Annotated in this window: 26 protein-coding genes; 20 read left to right on the top strand and 6 right to left on the bottom strand. The window is 60.9% G+C overall.

Going from position 1 to position 19300, the window contains the following annotated elements:
* Positions 1-44 precede the first annotated feature (44 nt).
* From rplN to K3180_RS06140, 20 genes are all read left to right on the top strand, one after another.
* Positions 45-413 (top strand): 50S ribosomal protein L14, encoded by a 369-nt coding sequence (gene rplN, locus K3180_RS06235; protein WP_138615862.1) that lies wholly within the window; start codon positions 45-47, stop codon positions 411-413.
* Positions 413-733 (top strand): 50S ribosomal protein L24, encoded by a 321-nt coding sequence (rplX, locus tag K3180_RS06230; protein WP_221539090.1) that lies wholly within the window; start codon positions 413-415, stop codon positions 731-733. The genes rplN and rplX overlap by 1 nt, the downstream gene beginning before the upstream one ends.
* Entirely contained in the window at positions 726-1304 is a 579-nt protein-coding gene (gene rplE, locus K3180_RS06225) for a 50S ribosomal protein L5 (protein ID WP_221539088.1), read from the top strand. Before rplX ends, rplE begins: the two co-directional genes overlap by 8 nt.
* A 41-nt stretch (positions 1305-1345) precedes the next feature.
* Entirely contained in the window at positions 1346-1651 is a 306-nt protein-coding gene (rpsN, locus tag K3180_RS06220; RefSeq protein ID WP_160728624.1) for a 30S ribosomal protein S14, read from the top strand.
* A gap of 11 nt (positions 1652-1662) precedes the next feature.
* Positions 1663-2058 carry a 30S ribosomal protein S8 gene (gene rpsH / locus K3180_RS06215; RefSeq protein ID WP_160728623.1) on the top strand — a complete coding sequence of 132 codons (396 nt, stop codon included), beginning with the start codon at positions 1663-1665 and terminating at the stop codon, positions 2056-2058.
* Positions 2058-2591, top strand: a complete 534-nt coding sequence (gene rplF / locus K3180_RS06210) for a 50S ribosomal protein L6 (RefSeq protein ID WP_221539086.1) — start codon at positions 2058-2060, stop codon at positions 2589-2591. The genes rpsH and rplF overlap by 1 nt, the downstream gene beginning before the upstream one ends.
* Position 2592: 1 nt before the next feature.
* The gene (gene rplR, locus K3180_RS06205) at positions 2593-2937 is read left to right on the top strand and encodes a 50S ribosomal protein L18 (protein ID WP_221539085.1); all 345 of its coding nucleotides are present in this window, start codon (positions 2593-2595) and stop codon (positions 2935-2937) included.
* A complete protein-coding gene (gene rpsE, locus K3180_RS12905; protein ID WP_247710366.1) occupies positions 2938-3783 on the top strand; it encodes a 30S ribosomal protein S5 in 846 nt (281 codons plus the stop codon).
* A gap of 5 nt (positions 3784-3788) precedes the next feature.
* Positions 3789-3977 carry a 50S ribosomal protein L30 gene (rpmD, locus tag K3180_RS06195; RefSeq protein ID WP_221539082.1) on the top strand — a complete coding sequence of 63 codons (189 nt, stop codon included), beginning with the start codon at positions 3789-3791 and terminating at the stop codon, positions 3975-3977.
* Between the two features lie 95 nt (positions 3978-4072).
* Positions 4073-4597 carry a 50S ribosomal protein L15 gene (rplO, locus tag K3180_RS06190; RefSeq protein WP_221539080.1) on the top strand — a complete coding sequence of 175 codons (525 nt, stop codon included), beginning with the start codon at positions 4073-4075 and terminating at the stop codon, positions 4595-4597.
* A 104-nt stretch (positions 4598-4701) separates the two neighbouring features.
* The gene (gene secY / locus K3180_RS06185; protein WP_221539078.1) at positions 4702-6066 is read left to right on the top strand and encodes a preprotein translocase subunit SecY; all 1365 of its coding nucleotides are present in this window, start codon (positions 4702-4704) and stop codon (positions 6064-6066) included.
* Between the two features lie 32 nt (positions 6067-6098).
* The gene (locus K3180_RS06180; protein ID WP_221539071.1) at positions 6099-6743 is read left to right on the top strand and encodes an adenylate kinase; all 645 of its coding nucleotides are present in this window, start codon (positions 6099-6101) and stop codon (positions 6741-6743) included.
* Between the two features lie 57 nt (positions 6744-6800).
* A complete protein-coding gene (locus K3180_RS06175) occupies positions 6801-7379 on the top strand; it encodes an SRPBCC family protein (protein ID WP_247710365.1) in 579 nt (192 codons plus the stop codon).
* A 332-nt stretch (positions 7380-7711) separates the two neighbouring features.
* The gene (gene rpsM / locus K3180_RS06170) at positions 7712-8080 is read left to right on the top strand and encodes a 30S ribosomal protein S13 (RefSeq protein WP_221539066.1); all 369 of its coding nucleotides are present in this window, start codon (positions 7712-7714) and stop codon (positions 8078-8080) included.
* A gap of 55 nt (positions 8081-8135) precedes the next feature.
* Positions 8136-8525 carry a 30S ribosomal protein S11 gene (gene rpsK / locus K3180_RS06165; protein WP_006831904.1) on the top strand — a complete coding sequence of 130 codons (390 nt, stop codon included), beginning with the start codon at positions 8136-8138 and terminating at the stop codon, positions 8523-8525.
* A 108-nt stretch (positions 8526-8633) separates the two neighbouring features.
* The gene (locus K3180_RS06160) at positions 8634-9689 is read left to right on the top strand and encodes a DNA-directed RNA polymerase subunit alpha (RefSeq protein WP_221539065.1); all 1056 of its coding nucleotides are present in this window, start codon (positions 8634-8636) and stop codon (positions 9687-9689) included.
* Between the two features lie 90 nt (positions 9690-9779).
* Entirely contained in the window at positions 9780-10199 is a 420-nt protein-coding gene (gene rplQ / locus K3180_RS06155) for a 50S ribosomal protein L17 (protein WP_221539063.1), read from the top strand.
* 90 nt (positions 10200-10289) lie between these two features.
* Complete coding sequence (locus tag K3180_RS06150) at positions 10290-11642, top strand: serine hydrolase domain-containing protein (RefSeq protein WP_221539062.1); 1353 nt, start codon at positions 10290-10292, stop codon at positions 11640-11642.
* Positions 11643-11772: 130 nt separating this feature from the next.
* On the top strand, positions 11773-12369 hold the full coding sequence (locus K3180_RS06145) for a hypothetical protein (RefSeq protein ID WP_345719430.1): 597 nt from the start codon (positions 11773-11775) through the stop codon (positions 12367-12369).
* A 143-nt stretch (positions 12370-12512) separates the two neighbouring features.
* Positions 12513-13310 (top strand): hypothetical protein, encoded by a 798-nt coding sequence (locus tag K3180_RS06140; protein WP_221539061.1) that lies wholly within the window; start codon positions 12513-12515, stop codon positions 13308-13310.
* On the opposite strand, the gene K3180_RS06135 is transcribed toward K3180_RS06140, so the two are convergent.
* The 6 genes from K3180_RS06135 to odhB form a co-directional block, all read right to left on the bottom strand.
* The gene (locus K3180_RS06135; protein WP_221539060.1) at positions 13307-13942 is read right to left on the bottom strand and encodes a TRIC cation channel family protein; all 636 of its coding nucleotides are present in this window, start codon (positions 13940-13942) and stop codon (positions 13307-13309) included. The two genes, K3180_RS06140 and K3180_RS06135, sit on opposite strands and share 4 nt — an antisense overlap.
* Positions 13939-14643 carry a PepSY domain-containing protein gene (locus K3180_RS06130; protein ID WP_221539059.1) on the bottom strand — a complete coding sequence of 235 codons (705 nt, stop codon included), beginning with the start codon at positions 14641-14643 and terminating at the stop codon, positions 13939-13941. The genes K3180_RS06135 and K3180_RS06130 overlap by 4 nt, the downstream gene beginning before the upstream one ends.
* Positions 14644-14688: 45 nt before the next feature.
* On the bottom strand, positions 14689-16023 hold the full coding sequence (locus K3180_RS06125) for an amidase family protein (RefSeq protein ID WP_221539058.1): 1335 nt from the start codon (positions 16021-16023) through the stop codon (positions 14689-14691).
* A gap of 224 nt (positions 16024-16247) precedes the next feature.
* Positions 16248-17660 carry a dihydrolipoyl dehydrogenase gene (gene lpdA, locus K3180_RS06120; protein ID WP_221539057.1) on the bottom strand — a complete coding sequence of 471 codons (1413 nt, stop codon included), beginning with the start codon at positions 17658-17660 and terminating at the stop codon, positions 16248-16250.
* Between the two features lie 49 nt (positions 17661-17709).
* Entirely contained in the window at positions 17710-17979 is a 270-nt protein-coding gene (locus K3180_RS06115; protein ID WP_221539333.1) for a GIY-YIG nuclease family protein, read from the bottom strand.
* Between the two features lie 77 nt (positions 17980-18056).
* On the bottom strand, positions 18057-19292 hold the full coding sequence (odhB, locus tag K3180_RS06110) for a 2-oxoglutarate dehydrogenase complex dihydrolipoyllysine-residue succinyltransferase (RefSeq protein ID WP_221539056.1): 1236 nt from the start codon (positions 19290-19292) through the stop codon (positions 18057-18059).
* Between the last annotated feature and the right edge of the window lie 8 nt (positions 19293-19300).

The raw sequence follows: 19300 nt of genomic DNA, 5'->3' as shown, positions 1-19300 counted from the left end.
TGCCGGACTGGTTCCGGCAAGCCAATTGAGAAGGAACGGGATCGATGATCCAGATGCAATCCAATCTCGACGTCGCGGACAATAGCGGCGCCAAGCGCGTCCAGTGCATCAAGGTACTGGGCGGCTCGAAGCGCCGCACCGCGTCCGTCGGCGACGTGATCGTGGTTTCCGTCAAGGAAGCCCAGCCGCGCACGAAGGTGAAGAAGGGCGATGTCCATCGCGCCGTCATCGTGCGTACGAGGAAGGATGTGCGCCGCCCCGATGGCAGCGTGATCCGCTTCGACAGCAATGCCGCTGTTCTCGTGAACAAGAACGAAGAACCGATCGGCACCCGTATCTTCGGCCCGGTGGTCCGCGAACTGCGCGGCCGCGGGTTCATGAAGATCATCTCGCTTGCTCCGGAGGTGCTGTAATGGCTGCCGCTAAGATCAAGAAGGGTGACAGCGTCGTCGTCCTGTCCGGCAAGGACAAGGGCAAGACCGGCACCGTCGCGAAGGTCATGCCGAAAGAAGGCAAGGTCGTCGTCGAAGGCGTCAATATCGCTGCACGTCACCGCAAGCCGACCCAGCAGAACCCGCAGGGCGGCATCGACCGTTTCGAAGCGCCGATGTCGATCAGCAAGGTTGCTGTTGCCGATCCCAAGGATGGCAAGCCCACCCGCGTCCGTTTCGAAGAAAAGGACGGCAAGAAGGTGCGCGTTGCCGTGAAGAGTGGGGAGACCATCGATGGCTGATTACACCCCCCGTATGAAGCAGCGCTTCGACGACGAGATCGTCAAGGCGATGACCGAGAAGTTCGGCTACAAGAACCGTCTCGAAGTTCCGAAGCTGGAAAAGATCACGCTCAACATGGGCGTGGGCGAAGCCAGCCAGGACAAGAAGAAGGTCCAGACCGCTGCGGAAGAAATGGCCAAGATTGCCGGTCAGAAGCCGGTCATCACCAAGGCCAAGAAGTCGATCGCGCAGTTCAAGCTGCGTGAAGGCATGCCGATCGGTGCGAAGGTGACCCTTCGCCGCGAGCGCATGTATGAGTTCCTCGACCGCCTCGTGACCATTGCAATGCCCCGCATCCGCGACTTCCGTGGCCTCAACGCCAAGTCGTTCGACGGTCGCGGCAATTACGCAATGGGACTTAAAGAGCAGATCATCTTCCCCGAAATCTCGTACGATCAGATCGAGAAGGTTCGGGGCATGGATATCATCGTAACCACCACGGCGAAGACCGATGAGGAAGCGCGCGAACTTCTGCGTCTCTTCGGTTTCCCGTTCCCGGCTGAAAAGTCGGAAGAGAAGGAGGCGGCGTGAGCCGCCCCCGGATCGCAGGATAAGGAAGGAACTTAAGTCCAATGGCGAAACTGAGTTCGATCAACAAGAACGAGCGTCGCAAGAAGCTCGTCAAGCAGTATGCGGAAAAGTACGCGAAGCTTAAGGCAATCGCTGACGACGAAAGCCTCGATGAAGGCGAACGTCTGATGGCGCGCCTCAAGATGGCCGAGCTGCCCCGCAACGCTAATCCCACCCGCGTGCGCAATCGCTGCGCCACCACCGGCCGCCCGCGCGGCTACTACCGCAAGTTCGGCCTCAACCGCATCGAACTGCGCGACCTCGGCAACAAGGGCCTGATTCCAGGCCTGACCAAGTCGAGCTGGTGAGGTACTGACAGATGGCTATGACCGATCCCCTGGGTGATATGCTCACCCGTATCCGCAACGGCCAGCAGGCGAAGAAGGACAGTGTCCTTTCGCCGGCTTCCAAGTTGCGTGCGAACGTCCTCGAAGTGCTCCAGCGCGAAGGCTACATCCGTGGCTACAGCGAAGACGCTTCGGGCAAACACCCCGCGCTGCGGATTGAACTGAAATATTTCGAGGGCGAACCTGCGATCAAGCATGTTGCCCGTGTCTCCAAGCCTGGCCGCCGCGTCTATGCGGGTTCGAAAGAACTTCCCGTTGTGCGCAACGGTCTCGGCATCACCATCGTCTCGACGCCGAAGGGTGTGCTTTCCGATGCGGAAGCCCGTACCGAAAACGTCGGCGGCGAAGTGCTGGCGGAGGTGTTCTGATGAGCCGCATCGGCAAGAAGCCGGTAGCGATCCCGAGCGGGGTCACTGCCAATATCGAAGGCGATACTCTGTCGGTTAAGGGTCCCAAGGGCACTCTTTCGATGGGTCTTTCCGAACTCGTGACCTACAAGCTCGAGAACGACGAAATCGCCGTCACTCCGGCCAACGATACGCGCGCCGCCCGTAACCACTGGGGTATGCAGCGCACGCTCGTGTCGAACCTGGTCGAAGGTGTCACGGAAGGTTTCACCAAGGTGCTCGAGATTTCGGGTGTCGGCTATCGTGCGCAGGCGCAGGGCAAAAAGCTCAAGCTTCAGCTCGGTTATTCGCATGACGTCGATCTCGATGTTCCCGAAGGTATCGAAGTGAAGACTCCGGACCAGACGACCGTGGAAATCAGCGGTATCGACAAACAGGCCGTGGGCCAGTTCGCGGCGAATGTCCGCAAATGGCGCAAGCCCGAACCCTACAAGGGCAAGGGTATCAAGTATCGCGGCGAGTATATCTTCCGCAAGGAAGGGAAGAAGAAGTAAGATGGCAAAGCTTTCTCTTTTCGAACGTCGCCGTCGCCGTGTCCGTACTGCGCTTCGCAATCGTGCCGGTGGCAAGCCCCGTCTGTCGGTGCACCGCACCGGCAAGCACATCTACGCACAGATCATTGACGATGCTGCAGGCAAGACTGTTGCCGCAGCTTCGACGTTGGGTGCGAAGAGTTCGGGCGCGAATGTCGATGCGGCCAAGCAGGTCGGCACCGACATCGCTGCTGCCGCCAAGAAGGCCGGCGTGACCACCGTGGTGTTCGACCGCGGCGGCTTCCTGTTCCATGGCCGCGTTAAGGCGCTGGCCGACGCCGCCCGTGAAGGCGGGCTGGAGTTCTGAATGATGGCTGACGACAAGAAAAACGAAAATGCCGAGGCGGAGAACGCCGTGGCTGAAACTCCTGAAGTGGCAAAGGCGAAAGCCGATGCCGGTGTGGCGGAAGCCGAAACCGAGCATGCCGTGACCAAGGAAGAGCCGGCAATCGCCGACACGCCTTCGGAAGCAGCTGCCAACCAGGATCCCGCCCAGGGCGCCGAAGGTCAGCCGCGCGAGCGTGGTGGGCGTGGTGGCGGTCGCGGTGGGAACCGTGACGGTGGCCGTGGCCGTGGTGGTCGCGACAATCGTCGTGGCAATCGCCGTGAGGAAGAAGATGACGGCATCATCGAAAAGCTCGTTCACATCAACCGCGTCAGCAAGACGGTGAAGGGCGGTAAGCGCTTCGGTTTTGCTGCTCTCGTGGTTGTGGGTGACGGTTCGGGCCGCGTCGGTTTCGGCAAGGGCAAGGCCCGCGAAGTGCCGGAAGCGATCCAGAAGGCTTCGGCCGCTGCGCGCAAGAAGATGATCCGCGTTCCGCTGAAGGAAGGCCGGACCCTCCATCACGACGGTAACGGTCGCTTCGGTGCTGGCAAGGTTACCCTGCGTACGGCGCCTCCGGGTACCGGTATTATCGCCGGTGGTCCGATGCGTGCCGTGTTCGAGAGCCTCGGCGTTGCCGATGTGGTGACCAAGTCGGTCGGCACCTCGAACCCCTACAACATGATCCGCGCCACGTTCGACGCGCTGACCGAACAGACTTCACCGAAGTCGGTTTCCCAGCGTCGCGGCAAAAAGGTCGCAGACCTGCTTGGCCGTGGTGGCGCATCGGAGGCAGAGGCTGAAGCCGACGCCGCCGCTATCGCGGAGTAATTGAGATGGCAAAGAACAAGACCATCAGGCTCAAGCAGATCGGTTCGCCGATCCGCCGCCCAGAAAGCCAGCGCAAGATCCTCATCGGTCTTGGCCTCAACAAGATGCACAAGATCGTCGAACGCCAGGACACCCCCGAGGTGCGCGGTGCGGTTGCCAAGGTCCCGCATCTGGTTGCGATCGTCGAAGACTAAACTCTTCGGCAAAGACATTTGACGGGGGCGGCCTGCTGCTTTAGCGGGCCGCTTCCATTTTACAGCGCGAACAAAAGCGAAAGCGAGTGCACACTATGAAACTGAACGACATCCGCGACAATCCCGGCGCCCGCAAGGAGCGCATCCGTGTCGGCCGAGGCATCGGTTCGGGCAAGGGCAAGACCGGCGGCCGGGGCCAGAAGGGCCAGAAGAGCCGTTCGGGCGTCGCCATCAAGGGCTTCGAAGGCGGCCAGATGCCGCTCCACATGCGTCTGCCGAAGCGCGGCTTCAACAATCCGTTTGGCAAGGATTATGCCGAAGTGAACCTGGGCATGGTCCAGAAGTTCATCGACGCGAAGAAGCTCGACGCCAAGAGAGACATCGACCATGCAGCGCTGAAGGCCGCCGGCCTCGCACGCGGCGGCAAGGATGGCGTCCGTCTGCTCGGCAAGGGCGAACTCAAGACTAAGGCGAAGTTCATCGTTGCCGGTGCTTCCAAGGGTGCCATCGAGGCGGTCGAGAAGGCCGGCGGTTCGGTCGAAGTGATCGACCGCGGTGAGAGCGAAGCCGAGAAAAAGGCCAAGCGGACCGAAGCCAACAAGGCCAAGAAGTCCAAATAATTGATGGAAATCGGGGAGCAGGGTTCGACATTCGTCGTCCTGCTCCCTATCTGTCCGGTCTACGCCGGGACGGGCCGGCGACAAGCTAGGATCGAAGACGACCAATGGCATCACGCGCCGATAGTTTCGCGAGCAACATAAGCCTCGCCAATTTTTCCAAGGCCACCGAGCTGAAGAATCGCATCTGGTTCACGATCGGTGCGCTCATCGTCTTCCGATTCCTGAGCTTCGTGCCGCTGCCGGGCATCAATGCCAGCGCATTGACGCAGCTTGCTGATCAGACCCGTGGCGGCGTGCTCGACATGTTCAACATGTTTACCGGCGGCAGCCTCGAACGCATGAGCCTCATCGCGCTCGGCGTCATGCCTTACATCACCGCTTCGATCGTCGTACAGATGGCCTCGGCCCTGCACCCGACGCTCGCCGCGATGAAGAAGGAAGGCACTGTCGGTCGGCAGAAGCTCAACCAGTACACGCGCTACGGCACCGTTTTCCTTTGTACCATCCAGGGCTGGTTTCTCGCCGCAGGGCTCGAAAGCTATGGTGCATCCAGTGGTATCGCCGCCGTGGTCGATCCTGGTTACATGTTCCGCATCGGTGCGGTCATCAGCCTCGTGGGCGGAACGATGTTCCTGCTGTGGCTGGGTGAGCAGATCACCAGCCGCGGGATCGGCAACGGCGTCTCGCTCATCATCATGGCCGGCATCGTCGCCCAGTTTCCGACTTTTGTCTCGAACATGGCTTCGGGCTACAGTGAAGGCTCGATCGCCACAGGTATCCTGCTCGGCTTCATAGTGATGGTCGTAGGCCTGATCCTGCTGATCAGCTTTTTCGAGCGTGCCCAGCGCCGCTTGCTGGTCCAGTATCCCAAGCGTGCGACGCAGCGCGGCATGATGCAGGCGGATCGCTCGCACTTGCCGCTCAAGCTCAACACCGCTGGCGTGATTCCTCCGATCTTCGCCAGCTCGCTGTTGCTGCTGCCGCTTACGATCACACAGTTTGCGGGTAATTCGCTCGACACCGAAAGCACCACCGGCGGGGCGTTGCAGACGGTTCTGCAGTACCTCCAGCACGGCCAGCCGCTCTACATGACTCTCTATGCAGTCGGCATCATCTTCTTCTGCTTCTTCTACACCGCGGTTGTGTTCAACCCTGAAGAGACTGCAGAGAACCTCAAGAAGAATGGCGGCTTCGTGCCGGGCATCCGTCCTGGTAAGCGGACCGAGGAATATCTCGATTACGTCCTCACCCGCATCACCGTTATCGGCGCGATCTACCTGACATTCGTCTGCGTGGTTCCCGAATACATGATCGCCCAGACCGGCGTTCCGCTGTTCCTCGGCGGCACCAGCCTGCTGATCGTCGTGAACGTCACCGTCGATACGATCAGCCAGATCCAGTCGCACCTTCTGGCACACCAGTATGGCGATCTCATCAAAAAGGCCAAGCTGAAGGGCCGCCTGCGTTAAGGCAGGACACTCGGGGAAGGGGACCTCTCTCGATGGACATCATTCTTCTAGGCCCTCCGGGCGCAGGCAAAGGCACGCAGGCCCAGCGGCTTGTGGAGCATCACGGGATGATGCAGCTGTCGACCGGGGATATGCTTCGCGAAACGCGCAAGGCCGATACGGAGCTGGGCCGAAAGGTTGCCGACATCATGGATTCAGGTGGCCTCGTTTCAGACGATATCGTTTCAGCGATGATCGACGCCAAGCTTGAGGATATGGGCCCGGAAGTGGGCGCTATCTTCGACGGTTATCCGCGCACGGCGGCACAGGCCGAACAACTCGATGAAATTCTTGCCAAGCATGGACGCAGCCTCGACCATGTGATCGAGCTCGAAGTCGACGAGGATGCACTGGTCGAACGCATTACCGGTCGCTTTAGCTGCGCTAACTGCGGCGCGGGTTATCATGACACCTTCAAGCAACCGAAGGTGGAAGGCGTGTGCGACGAATGCGGCGCAACAGAATTCAAGCGTCGTCCCGACGATAACGAAGAAACAGTGCGCCACCGCATGTCGGTCTATCGCAACGAGACGGCGCCTATCCTTCCGGGCTACGAAAAGCGTGGCATCGTGAAGCGTATCGACGGCATGGGCGCCATCGATGAAGTGACCCACGCGATCGACTCGATTCTCGGCTGAGGCTTTCCAAAAGACCTACTCCGCAATAAGCCTATCTTGGATATAGGGGAGATGGGCATGAAGCATTTTTGGGCATTGGCAGTCATCTGTTCGCTGGGCGGGGCCGTTCCTGCGTCAGCAGAGGTTGTCGCCAAAAGTGAGCATGGCTTCGTCACGAAGGAAACGGCCTCCATTGCCGCAACGCCGCGGCAGGTCTGGCTAGCGCTCATCAAGCCGGGCACGTGGTGGAATGACGATCACAGCTGGTCGGGCGATGCGTCGAACATGACATTGGTGCCTAGCGCGGGCGGTTGCTTCTGTGAGACGATTCCTGGGGACGGAGATATTCCTCTGGACGGAAGCGCACAACATGCCGTGGTCGTTCAGGCAGTACCGGACAAGGCGCTTCGTCTCCGGGGCGGGTTGGGACCATTGCAGGCAGTCCCTGCTACCGGTGTTCTGACCGTTACTCTGAAGCCGATCGAGGGCGGCACTCTGGTCGAATGGGAGTATAATGTCGGCGGACCCATGGGGTTCGAGATCGATACGATATCCAAAGCGGTCGACAGCGTGATGACTCAGCAACTTCACGGTCTGCGCGATCACTTGGGTGCACTCGCCATGCCCGAGGCAGCAGACACTGCCGAGCCCGATTAGCAGTTTCAAGACGCCGATGCCCTGTTCGACCCATAGGCCAGCTTCTGGGCATTTTTGACCTGCGATAGGCATTCGTCTATATAGGTACTTGAACTCGGCACCGGGCCAACCATATCGACGGCTACGGTGATTGCGCGCGCTGACGGTTGACGCTCGGCGCGAATCCTACTAAGCGCGCCATTCATTCGACACTTGCGGTGAGTCCGGCAGGCGCCAGCCATTGTGCACGCCATCCGGGCTTTTTGCGCTAGAGGCGTCCGTTAATGTCAATGAAAACAAAGCGTTGAGATGGGATCCCGCTTGAAAGGATCCTGTGGAGCATGGAGATTTAAGTGGCTCGTATTGCCGGGGTAAATATCCCCACCAACAAGCGCGTTATCATCGCGCTCACCTATATTCACGGCATCGGTCGTACAACCGCCGTCGAGATCGCTGACAAGCTCGGCATCGATCACGCTCGCCGCGTCCAGGATCTCACCGACGAGGAACTGCTGCGCGTTCGTGAAACGATCGACGAGGAGCATATGGTCGAAGGTGACCTTCGTCGCAATACTGCGATGAACATCAAGCGCCTTATGGACCTGCGTTCCTATCGTGGCCTTCGTCATCGTGCCGGTTTGCCCGTTCGCGGCCAGCGCACCCACACCAACGCCCGTACCCGCAAGGGCAAGGCCAAGCCGATCGCCGGCAAGAAGAAGTAAGCTTCGGCCAGTCCGAACGCTTTTCCCTTCTTGAGAATATAGAGGAAGATACACCATGGCACGCGAACCCGGCCGCGTTAGGCGCCGCGACAAAAAGAACATTTCGAGCGGCGTTGCGCATATCAACGCCAGCTTCAACAACACGATGATCACCATCACCGATGCACAGGGCAATGCGATCAGCTGGTCCAGTGCAGGTATGATGGGCTTCAAGGGTAGCCGCAAGTCGACTCCCTATGCAGCGCAGGTCGCCGCCGACGACGCGGGCCGCAAGGCCGCCGAACACGGTGTGCGCACCCTGGAAGTCGAAGTGAAGGGCCCGGGCTCGGGCCGCGAGAGCGCACTGCGCGGTCTTGCTGCAGTGGGCTTCACCATCACTTCGATCCGCGACGTGACGCCGATCCCGCACAACGGGGTTCGTCCTTCCAAGCGTCGCCGCGTCTGATCCGTACCTGCCTGGTGGCTCGGATCCGCTGAGCCACCGACACTTTCCACGGACCGGACGCTCGATTGAGAGCTCCGGTCCTGCCCGCATCCACACCAGGGGAAATCCATGTCCGTCAACATCAAGAACTGGCAGGAACTCAAGAAACCCAACACCCTCGACATCAAGGACGGTGGCGACAAGGCGCGTAAGGCGACCTTCGTGGCCGAACCGCTCGAGCGCGGCTTCGGCCTCACGCTCGGCAATGCGCTTCGCCGCGTGCTCCTGTCCTCGCTCCAGGGCGCAGCGATCACCTCGATCAAGATCGAGAACGTGCTGCATGAATTCTCCTCGCTCGCCGGCGTGCGCGAGGACGTCACCGATATCGTCCTCAACGTGAAGCAGATTGCGCTCAAGATGGAAGGTGAAGGCATGAAACGCCTTCAGCTTTCGGCCACTGGCCCGGGCGAGGTGAAGGCAGGCGACATTGCCGTGTCGGGCGACATCGAGGTCATGAACAAGGACCTCGTGATCTGTCACCTCGACGAAGGTGCGACGCTCAACATGGAGTTGACCGCCGATACCGGCAAGGGTTACAGCCCTGCCGTGATGAATCGTCCGGTCGATGCGCCGATCGGCCTCATTCCGGTCGACAGCCTGTATTCGCCGGTTCGCCAGGTGAGCTACAAGGTCGAGAACGCCCGCGTCGGACAGGAACTCGATTACGACAAGCTCTCGCTGACCGTCGAAACCGATGGTACCGTCACCCCGGAAGACGCCGTGGCTTATGCTGCGCGCATCCTTCAGGACCAGCTGACGCTGTTCGTCCACTTCGAGGACGGCATCCCGCAGCCGACCAGCGGGATGATCGGCCAGGCTGCCGAACCGCAGGAAAGCGACACCAACCAGCTCAACCGTTACCTTCTCAAGAAGGTCGACGAACTGGAACTGTCGGTCCGTTCGGCCAACTGCCTCAAGAACGACAATATCATCTACATCGGCGACCTGGTCCAGAAGACCGAGGCCGAGATGCTCCGTACGCCGAACTTCGGCCGCAAGTCTTTGAACGAGATCAAGGAAGTCCTGAGCTCGATGGGCCTGCGCCTCGGTATGGACATCCCGGGCTGGCCGCCCGAGAACATCGAGGAAATGGCCAAGAAGCTCGAACAGGAGCTGCTGGGCTAAGACCTTGCATCGGGGATTGGGCCGGACCCCTTAATCCGGCCCGTATCGGGCTACCTAGAACGGGCCCCCTACGAACGAAGGAAAGTTGAAATGCGTCACAAGATTTCCGGCCGCAAGCTGCAGCGCAAGACCGGCCACCGCAAGGCCCTGTTCCGCAACATGAGCGCTGCGCTCATCAAGCACGAACAGATCCTCACCACGCAGGCGAAGGCCAAGGAACTGCGTCCCTATATCGAAAAGCTGATCACGCTGGCTAAGCGTGGCGGTCTTTCGAACCGCCGCCTTGCGATGAGCAAGCTCGGCGATGAAACGCAGCTCAAGAAGCTGTTCGACATCCTTGCAGAGCGTTACTCGGACCGTGAAGGCGGCTACACCCGCGTCATCAAGGCCGGCTACCGCGGCAGCGACGCTGCTGCTATGGCCGTTATCGAGCTCGTCGATCGTGACGTGGACGCCAAGGGCCAGGACAGCGGCCCTGTGATGGCGGAAGAGGAAATGGAAGACGCGTAAGCGACTCCATATCGAGACAAGCGGGGCCGGGGGAGAAATCCTCCGGCCCTTTTGTTTGCATCGATACGAACCCGTGCCATGAGTGACGGCATGATCAGGACAGCTTTTGCAGCCGCCACGCTCTTCGCCGCCGTGCCTCTCTCGGCACAGTCGGCTACTCAGGAAAAACTTGAGGAACGCCATGATCGTGCGCTCGCGGCGGGCTACAAGGCGCTGTTCCTGTGCAGCGCGATTGCCAATGCCGAGCGTAACGGCGCGACCCGCACTCCGGAAAGTATAGAGCGGTGGGAATTATCGGGCATTCAGGAGCCTCTGGACGGATTGATTGCGGCGATGCCCTACGAGATCGAGCGAGATGCCGACGGGGAAATTGCAACGGTCTCGGTGGAATGGGCCGAGCAGTCTCTCCCCCGCATGGCGGTCCACGATTCCAGGAGGGGTTGTTCGCAGCTTCCTGTAAATGGCGTCCGGCTGCCCTTTGCGACCAAAAGACCCGCCTCTGAATTCGAACGGGTTTCACTGGTGTCACCGGAACCGAAGATCGCCCCAGTATTCGGTCGGGCATTTGAAGAAGCCTATGGCGAGGGGACACGAACCACGGCGGTCTTGGCAATGCGTAACGGTGACGTGATCGGCGAAGAATATGCTTCCGATTTCGGCCCCGCGGTTCCGCAGCGTACCTGGTCGGTGGCCAAGAGCATCGCGGCTACCCTGGTGGGCGCGGCCGTTCAGGCTGGCGAAACGGATATCGAAAAATCTGCAGGAATCGGTCTATTTCCCAGCGACCGGCGCACGCTGATTACCATCGATGATCTCCTGCGAATGGCATCGGGCCGCTATTCGGATACTGCAGGAAATCGAACCGATCCGCTCTATTTCGGCGGGGCGACCGTAGAAGAAACGGCTTTGCATTGGCCGCTGCTGCATCAACCGGGCTCAGTCTATCGATATGCCAACAATGACACACTGGCTGCCGTCAAGGCGATCGAGGGTTATTTGGAAAGGCAAAGCCCTGCGGAGCTTTTTGCCAGGATCGGAATGGACCACACCGTGGCTGAAACCGACTGGCAGGGCGACTATGTACTCTCGAGCCAAGTCTGGTCCACTGCGCGCGATCTTGCGAAGCTGGGTCAGCTGTATCTGGACGAAGGCGTCCTTCCTGGGGGTGAGCGGATCCTTCCCGGGAATTGGGTCGATTACGTTTCGTCGCCAACCGGTCCGCAGCCAGACGGTCCCTTCGGCTACGGCGCGGGGTTCTGGCTGCTGAACAACTCCGAAGGCGTTCCACCCGACACTTTCGCCGCGATGGGTAATCGCGGACAGTTCATAGTAATCGTGCCGAGTATGAACATCGTCATCGTTCGCCGAGGCGAAGATCCAGTCGGTTCGCGCTTCGATATCGCTTCGTTTACGCGCGATGTACTTGATTCTCTGAGAAATTAGGCATTCATAAAACTTTCCTGTAATCTGAACAAAAGCTGCAATCGCGATTCAGCGTCATCTCACAGCGAATCACCTAAAACCTCAATCAACCGAGGCAATCCCGCCCCGGTAGAGATGAGGAGAACCTCACGTGACCAACTATTTCAAAAATTTCGCGAAGGGTGGGATCGCAACCGCTACCGTTGGTGCCATGGCACTTGCCGGGGCTACTCCCGTGCAAGCCCAGGGCTACGACGATGACGATGGAATTTCCGTCGGCGACGTGATCGCCGGCGCAGTAATCATCGGCGGTATTGCCGCTATTGCCAGCGCTGCCAGCAAGGATCGCGATCATTATCGCGACGGACGCTATTACCGTGATGGACGCTACTACAACAGCGGCCGAGATTATCGCCGGGACGCCTATCGCTATCGTGGCAATCCGCGTGCTGCGGTAAACCAGTGTGTCGCTGCCGCAAAGCGCGACGCGAGTCGGTACGGGGGCTATCGCTATGCGCAGGTGACCGAAATCCGCGATGTGGACGACACCCGTTACGGCTGGAAGGTCAAGGGGCGCATCGTAGTCGATGGCAGCTACCGTGGCGGTCGTTACGATCGTTATGGTTATCGTGATCGCAACAATCGGTATCAGCGCTGGAGCAACCGCGATAGCGGGAAGTTCACCTGTTACATCGAGCGTGGCCGGGTAAGCCATGTCGATTACAGCGGCATTCGCGGACTTCGCTAAGACATCTTAGAATCAACTTCGGCCCGGGCTTCATTGTCCGGGCCATTTTTGTGGTTCAGCCGCGCTAAAGCCTTGCACGCGCATGAACCGGATATCGTTATGCGAATCGCACCAGGTGGGGGTGCATTCAACAGGGATTGGCCATGCCGCAATTGAAGAACCTCGCCGCCGCGCCTGCCATGTTTGCTGCGCTTTCTCTTACCATTATGCCGGCTCAGGCTGCAGAACTGCCAGCATCGCCTTTACAGCCCGCATATGCCGCAGCCGTACCGGTACTCGATGTGGAAGCTTCGCAGACTGCCGAACATCGCCGCTATCACCGGTACCGCTATCGTCGCGGGCCTGGGCTGGGGGATGTGATCGCAGGCGTGCTTATCGTCGGCGCGATCGCGCATGTGGCCAAGGCTGCCACGCGAGACGACCGCCGTGACCGCGAGCGCGACTATCGCCGCGATGCACAGTGGGACGGTGCGCGCGGTATCGATCGCGCAGTGGAGATGTGCGTCGATGCCGTCGAGCGGGACCGCCGTGTCGATACGGTTGAGCGCGTGGATCGTGTTGCGCGCGGATGGATAGTCGAAGGCACGATATTCAACGGCGACCGCTTCAGCTGTTCCATCGACGAGAACGGTCGGATCGACAGCATCGATTTCGGAAGCCGTGATGGAGGCTATGAATACGACGAGCCCGACTATGACGATGAGTACGAGGGCGCGGAATACGGGTACGAAGATCGCGGCTATGCATCCGAAACCCGCGACGAAGACGACCGCCAATGGGATGATGATCGCTACGCGTCCGAATGGAGCCGCGTGGAAAGCGAAGAGAGCAGCGCGCCTGTTCCTGCGCAGCCTGCCTATCCCGGAGGCCCTGTCGATGCGGACGAGGATATCGAAGGCGATCTCGAGATCGGCACCGGCTACCCGGGCGCCGGCGCCTAATCGGCTTTTTGCCCCCGCTCGTGATAGGCTGGAAGGGCCAGGTTTAACAGGATCGCGGCCAGTCTAAGGGCGAAACCTGCAAGCGCAGCCGCGATCCAGGTCCACCAGTTCATGATACCTGCAAGCGTACCAGCGACCGTCAGGCTGGCAGAAAGCGCGGCTGCGGTCACATAGAGTTCGGGACGCATGAGGATCGACGGACGGCCTGCCAGCACATCGCGGAGCATCCCGCCGACAGTTCCGGTGATCACGCCCATCAGCACGCTGGGGATGGGCGGAACACCATATTGCAGCGCCTTGGCCGTCCCCAGGACCGCGTAGGCGGCCAGTCCGGCACCGTCGGCAATGGACAGGAACTTTCCTTCCCACCAGCGGGTCGGTGTGAACCAGGCGAACAGGGCCACGCCCAGGCAGATCGCCGCGACCCAGGGGTCGGTAATCCAGAAAACCGGCGCACCAATCAGCAGGTCGCGCACCGTTCCTCCTCCCACACCGGTCACAAGCGCAAAGAAGGCCAGCGTGACGAAGGTCTGCCGCTCCTTGGTTGCCACCAAGGCGCCCGTGAGCGCGAAGATCGCCACGCCGGCGAGATCGAGCCAGTCCAGAACAGGGGTGAGGATTTCTTCGTTCACGACGGAACTGCCACCCGCGCCTTGCGCCGCCGGAACATGAGCACGCAGCCTAGCAATGCACCGAGTATCGAGAGCAGAGCGAAGATGATCAGCACCGGGTGGCTGGTATCCTCACGCGTTTCCAGATCCATGATGTGCAGGCCCCACATGAGGTCGAAGGTGCGCCACCATTCGGTGCGCACCGCCTCGATCGCGCCCGTTTCCGTGCCGACATAGACATGCGTCCCGTCTGCCAGAGCGACCTGCCACACGGGTATCGGCCGGCGGAAGTCGAACGGCACGTTTTCGGCTGCGTAGCGAGCAGTGCCCACCACCTCGTCACCCCCCACGATGCCTTCTTCGACGATCATGCGCGCTTCGATTTCCGAAAGCGGCGCCATCTTCGCGCCGTCCGCGCGGTAACGCTCGCTTGAGCCATCCATATAGGTGATCCGCGTCACCGTTTCGCCCCGCTCGACCTGCGTGGTTACCGAGCGCACCGGTGCAGTGCTCTCGGCGGGCAGCGAAACCGCGATATGGGTATCGCGGGGAAGGGCGGTTTCGGCCACCTCCTTGCGCAAATGGTCGCCGCGCACTTCCTCGATCGGCTTGATCACCATCACCAGGCCGGTCACTGTCCACATGAGGACCGGAACCCCGACCAGCCAGCCAAGCCATATGTGCCATTTCGCAAAGCGCTGCATCATGCGCTGGTTAGCCATTCAAATTGCTCCCGTCGTGCGGGTGGGAGGTTTGGGCACTTGCGCTCAGGAGTGCAAGACCCGGCCGATCTCTTCCGCGGCCTGGATGCAGGCAAAGTCTGACCAACGCGGGCCGATCACCTGCATTCCGCAGGGAAGGCCGCCGTTTTCGCCGATGGGCAGGACAGTCGAGGGCAGGTTGGGGAAAGTTGCGAGGCCGGCCCAGCAGAGGCCCGCCGCGCCGGGAACGTCCCGGCCATCGATCTCGAGTGTGCCGTCGAACACGCGCGTCTTGCTGTTCGGGACGGCGAGGACCGGGGCAGGCGGGGCGAGGATGAAATCGTAATCTTCGAACAGGCGCTCCCATGCCAGTTCATTGCGAGCCTGCTTGTCCAGCAAGTCGAACCAGTCGGTTGCGCTGGCCCGCTTGCCATCTTTCGCCGGAGCGCCGCGTGCCATCGCGATATTGAGCATGCGCATGTAATCGCCGTGCTGGCGTTCCAGATCGGGTATGAGGTCGCTCGCCCGATCTACCCCGACCCCGACAGATTCCAGGGCGGTGGCGGCCTGCTCCATCAGAGTCCGCACCGCGCTGTCGGTAGGGCAGGACGGGTGCTCCGCGATCACGAGCAGACGGCAATTCTTGAGCGGCTTCTTGCGCTCCGGAAGCGGCAGGCTGGCGGTGATTCGAAGCAGGGCGGCAAGGTCGGCGGCGCCACGTGCCAGCGGTCCCGCAATCGATAGAGCCCCGTCATGCGCGCCGCGACCGGCCATCAGCGGATGTTCGTGACCCTGCTTGCTGATCAAGCCCCAACTCGTCTTGTGCCCCCAGACGCCGCAGAAATGCGCCGGAACGCGCACCGATCCACCAATATCGGTGCCGAACTCGCAAGGCACCATCCCGCTGGCGACCGCCGCTGCAGAACCGCCGGAAGAACCGCCGGGCGAACGCTCGTGATCATGAGGGTTGTGGGTTCGGCCATAGACGGGATTGGCGGATTGCCAGTCGGCAAGGTCGGGCGGGACGTTGGTCTTGCCCAGGAAAATGACGCCAGCCTGCTTGAGCAGGCGCACGACGCGGGCATCGGCGCTGGCGATATTGCGGGCGAATTCCTCGTGACCCCAGCATGTTGGGAGCCCCGCAATATCGAAGCTTTCCTTTATGGTCATGGGGACGCCGAAAAGAGGCTGGTCCTTGCCAGCGCCTGTGCGGGCCATCGCCTGCGCCGTGTCCCGGGCGCGCTCGAAATCGCACACGACCACCGCGTTGATATGCGCATCCAGCTTCTCGATCCGCGCAATCGCCGCGTCCACCACCTCAGGCGGGGAGAGTTCCCCGCGCGCGATCATCGCTGCGGTTTCCAAGGCTCCCGGCTGGCTGGTCAGCACTGGAAAGTTCATGCCCATGTTTCCTCCCGACTTTCTCGTCCCGATTCGGGGAGACATGGACCGGGTGTTACACTGTCCTGAGCCAAAATAACCTGCCCCAGGCTACACGTGACTTCAGGGGAGGGAATAACGCCGCCTATCGCGGTAGGACACCCCTCTGGTCTCGCAGATAGCCTGACGGGGCCGCCCATCAGGTGAACCGTCCCCTGCCACTGCCCTCTTTCGGCGCCGGAGGATCAGATGTGGATCGGTTTTCCCTGAACTGCCATCGCCGCTTCCTTGATCGCTTCCGAATGGGTCGGGTGAGCGTGGCAGGTGTAGGCGATATCCTCGCTGGTGGCACCGAATTCCATCGCCTGCGCCGCCTGCGCGATCATCGTACCGGCAACGCTGGCGATGCACCACACGCCCAGAACGCGGTCGGTTTCGGCTTCGGCGATGACCTTCACGAAACCGTCTGGCTCGTGATTGGTCTTGGCGCGGCTGTTGGCCATCATCGGGAACTTGCCGACCTTCACCTTGGCCTTGTCGCCGCCCATCTTCTCGATGGCTTCTTCGGTAGTGAGGCCGACACCGGCGAATTCGGGCCAGGTATAGACCACGCCGGGGATGACATCGTGGTTCACGATGCCGGTCTGCCCGGCGATGTTCTCGGCGCAGGCGATGCCTTCGTCTTCGGCCTTGTGGGCCAGCATCGGTCCGGGGACGACATCGCCGATCGCCCACACGCCGTCGACCTTGGTGCGGAAATCGTGACCGGTTTCGATCTGGCCGCGCTTGTTGGTTTCGAGGCCGATGGCGTCGAGGCCGAGACCGTCGGTATTCGGGCGGCGCCCGATCGAGACCAGCACGCAATCGGCTTCGAGCGTTTCCTCGTCACCGCCAGCAGCCGGTTCGAGCGTAAGTGTGGCTTTCTTGCCTTTGACGGTGCAACCTGTGACCTTGGTCGACAGGCGCAGTTCCATGCCCTGCTTCTTGAAGATCTTGGCTGCTTCCTTGCGGACATCGTCGTCCATACCGGGCAGCAGCTTGTCGAGGTATTCGACCACGATCACTTCGGCGCCAAGACGGCGCCAGACCGAACCGAGTTCGAGCCCGATCACGCCGCCGCCAATAACGACCATCTTCTTCGGCACGGAGGCAAGTTCGAGCGCGCCGGTGGAATCGACCACCACCTGCTTGTCGTTATCCACTTCGACACCCGGCAGCGGGGTGACCGAGGAACCGGTCGCGATGATCACGTCCTTGGCGGTGACCGTTTCGTCACCCACCTTGACGGTGTGCGCATCTTGGAAGGTGGCATGACCCTTCTTCCAGTCGACCTTGTTCTTCTTGAACAGGAATTCGATACCGCCGGTCAGGCCCTTCACCGCATCGCGGCGCTGGTCGTGCATCTTGTCGAGGTTCAGCTTGGGAGTGACCTCGATGCCCATGTCGGCCATTGTGCCGTTCGATGCGGCGTCGAAAAATTCGGACGCGTGGAGCATCGCCTTCGACGGGATGCAGCCCACGTTGAGGCAGGTACCGCCCAGCGTCTCGCGGCTTTCGGCGCAGGCGGTCTTCAGGCCCAGCTGTGCAGCGCGGATCGCGGCAACATAGCCGCCGGGGCCGGAGCCGATGACAAGGACGTCGTAGTCGTAATCAGCCATATTCACCTTCCGAATTTTCGCGCTCCTGCGCAAGCAGGAGCCCAGGGCGTCAGTGTTCGATCTTGTCGGCCAAATCCCGCCATTGCGGATTGTCCTTCTCGATCAGTTCAAGCTTCCACGCCCTCTTCCATTTCTTCATTCTCAATTCGCGTTGCCGCGCATCTTGCAAATCGTCATGCCGCTCGAACCAGACGAGAATGTGGCAACCGTGCTCCTTTGCAAATCCGGCCAACGATCCTTCGCGGTGCTGGTATAGCCGGTGAGCAAGGTTGCTCGTGACACCGAGGTAGATCGTGCCGTTGCGCCGGTTGGCGAGGATGTAGACCCAGCCTGGTCGCGATGTGCTTCTCCACTCTGGGCTCCTGCGTTCGCAGGAGCGCGGGGTTGGTGTTAACGTTACAAATCGATCAGCATCCGGGTCGGATCCTCGATCGCTTCCTTGATGATCTTCAGCGCCGTAACCGCTTCGCGGCCATCGATCAGGCGGTGGTCATAGGACAGGGCGATATACATCATCGGGCGGATAACGATTTCGCCATCGACTACGACCGGGCGGTCTTCGATACGGTGGAGCCCCAGCACCGCGCTCTGCGGCGGGTTGATGATCGGGGTGCTCATCAGCGATCCGAACACGCCGCCGTTGGAGATGGTGAAGGTGCCGCCCTTCATATCTTCCATCGTCAGCGTGCCATCCCTGGCGCGCTTGCCGAAGTCGGCGATGTCTTTCTCGATCTGCGCGAAGCCCTTGTCCTGTGCATCGCGGATAACCGGGACGACGAGGCCGTTGGGAGCCGACACGGCGACCGAGATATCGACATAGTCGTGATAGACGATCTCTTCGCCTTCGATATAGGCGTTGACAGAAGGCACGTCCTTCAGCGCGAGGCAGGCGGCCTTGGCGAAGAAGCCCATGAAGCCGAGCTTGATATCGTGCTTCTTGGCGAAGAGGTCCTTGTACTTCTCGCGCGCTTCGATGACCGCGCTCATGTCGCAATCATTGAAGGTGGTGAGCAGCGCGGCATTGTCCTGCGCGCCCTTGAGCCGCTTGGCGATCGTCTGGCGCATGCGCGTCATCTTGACGCGTTCCTCGCGGCGTTCTCCCGTTGCGGCAGGGGCCGGTGCGGGAGCGGAAGAGGTCGGCGCCGGGGCAGGCGTATCGCCTTTCACCTTGGCGGCGGCAATCACGTCTTCCTTGGTCAGGCGGCCGTCCTTGCCGGTGCCCTTGATGGTCGAGGGATCGACCCCGTGTTCGAGCACTGCGCGGCGGACCGCTGGCGAAAGCGTCTGCGAGCTGTCGGAAGCGGTTGCTTCCTTGGCCTGTGCCGGTGCGGCCTTCTCCGCACCTGCGTCGGGTGTTTCTGCCTTGGGTTCGTCGGCGGATTTGGCTGCCGAAGCATCTTCATCGACGATGGCGAGCACTGCGCCGACTTCGACGGTATCGCCCACGGCGACCTTGAATTCCTTGATCACCCCGGCAACCGGCGAGGGGGCTTCGACGGCCACCTTGTCGGTTTCAAGGCTGACGATCGGCTCGTCCACTGCCACGCTGTCGCCGACACTCTTCAGCAGTTCGCCGATGGTGGCTTCGGTAACGCTCTCACCGAGCGTGGGGACTTTGATTTCGGTGGCCATGTATTCGG

Origin of the sequence: Qipengyuania huizhouensis, from assembly GCF_019711635.1 — a bacterium.
Taxonomy (GTDB): Bacteria; Pseudomonadota; Alphaproteobacteria; order Sphingomonadales; family Sphingomonadaceae; genus Qipengyuania; species Qipengyuania huizhouensis.
This window is presented reverse-complemented; position numbering and strand designations above follow the sequence as displayed.

Coding starts and splice junctions, on each gene's coding strand:
- rplN (WP_138615862.1), top strand. CDS start 45: ATGATCCAGATGCAATCCAATCTCGACGTCGCGGACAATAGCGGCGCC.
- rplX (WP_221539090.1), top strand. CDS start 413: ATGGCTGCCGCTAAGATCAAGAAGGGTGACAGCGTCGTCGTCCTGTCC.
- rplE (WP_221539088.1), top strand. CDS start 726: ATGGCTGATTACACCCCCCGTATGAAGCAGCGCTTCGACGACGAGATC.
- rpsN (WP_160728624.1), top strand. CDS start 1,346: ATGGCGAAACTGAGTTCGATCAACAAGAACGAGCGTCGCAAGAAGCTC.
- rpsH (WP_160728623.1), top strand. CDS start 1,663: ATGGCTATGACCGATCCCCTGGGTGATATGCTCACCCGTATCCGCAAC.
- rplF (WP_221539086.1), top strand. CDS start 2,058: ATGAGCCGCATCGGCAAGAAGCCGGTAGCGATCCCGAGCGGGGTCACT.
- rplR (WP_221539085.1), top strand. CDS start 2,593: ATGGCAAAGCTTTCTCTTTTCGAACGTCGCCGTCGCCGTGTCCGTACT.
- rpsE (WP_247710366.1), top strand. CDS start 2,938: ATGATGGCTGACGACAAGAAAAACGAAAATGCCGAGGCGGAGAACGCC.
- rpmD (WP_221539082.1), top strand. CDS start 3,789: ATGGCAAAGAACAAGACCATCAGGCTCAAGCAGATCGGTTCGCCGATC.
- rplO (WP_221539080.1), top strand. CDS start 4,073: ATGAAACTGAACGACATCCGCGACAATCCCGGCGCCCGCAAGGAGCGC.
- secY (WP_221539078.1), top strand. CDS start 4,702: ATGGCATCACGCGCCGATAGTTTCGCGAGCAACATAAGCCTCGCCAAT.
- K3180_RS06180 (WP_221539071.1), top strand. CDS start 6,099: ATGGACATCATTCTTCTAGGCCCTCCGGGCGCAGGCAAAGGCACGCAG.
- K3180_RS06175 (WP_247710365.1), top strand. CDS start 6,801: ATGAAGCATTTTTGGGCATTGGCAGTCATCTGTTCGCTGGGCGGGGCC.
- rpsK (WP_006831904.1), top strand. CDS start 8,136: ATGGCACGCGAACCCGGCCGCGTTAGGCGCCGCGACAAAAAGAACATT.
- K3180_RS06160 (WP_221539065.1), top strand. CDS start 8,634: ATGTCCGTCAACATCAAGAACTGGCAGGAACTCAAGAAACCCAACACC.
- rplQ (WP_221539063.1), top strand. CDS start 9,780: ATGCGTCACAAGATTTCCGGCCGCAAGCTGCAGCGCAAGACCGGCCAC.
- K3180_RS06150 (WP_221539062.1), top strand. CDS start 10,290: ATGATCAGGACAGCTTTTGCAGCCGCCACGCTCTTCGCCGCCGTGCCT.
- K3180_RS06140 (WP_221539061.1), top strand. CDS start 12,513: ATGCCGCAATTGAAGAACCTCGCCGCCGCGCCTGCCATGTTTGCTGCG.
- K3180_RS06130 (WP_221539059.1), bottom strand. CDS start 14,643: ATGGCTAACCAGCGCATGATGCAGCGCTTTGCGAAATGGCACATATGG.
- K3180_RS06125 (WP_221539058.1), bottom strand. CDS start 16,023: ATGAACTTTCCAGTGCTGACCAGCCAGCCGGGAGCCTTGGAAACCGCA.
- lpdA (WP_221539057.1), bottom strand. CDS start 17,660: ATGGCTGATTACGACTACGACGTCCTTGTCATCGGCTCCGGCCCCGGC.
- odhB (WP_221539056.1), bottom strand. CDS start 19,292: ATGGCCACCGAAATCAAAGTCCCCACGCTCGGTGAGAGCGTTACCGAA.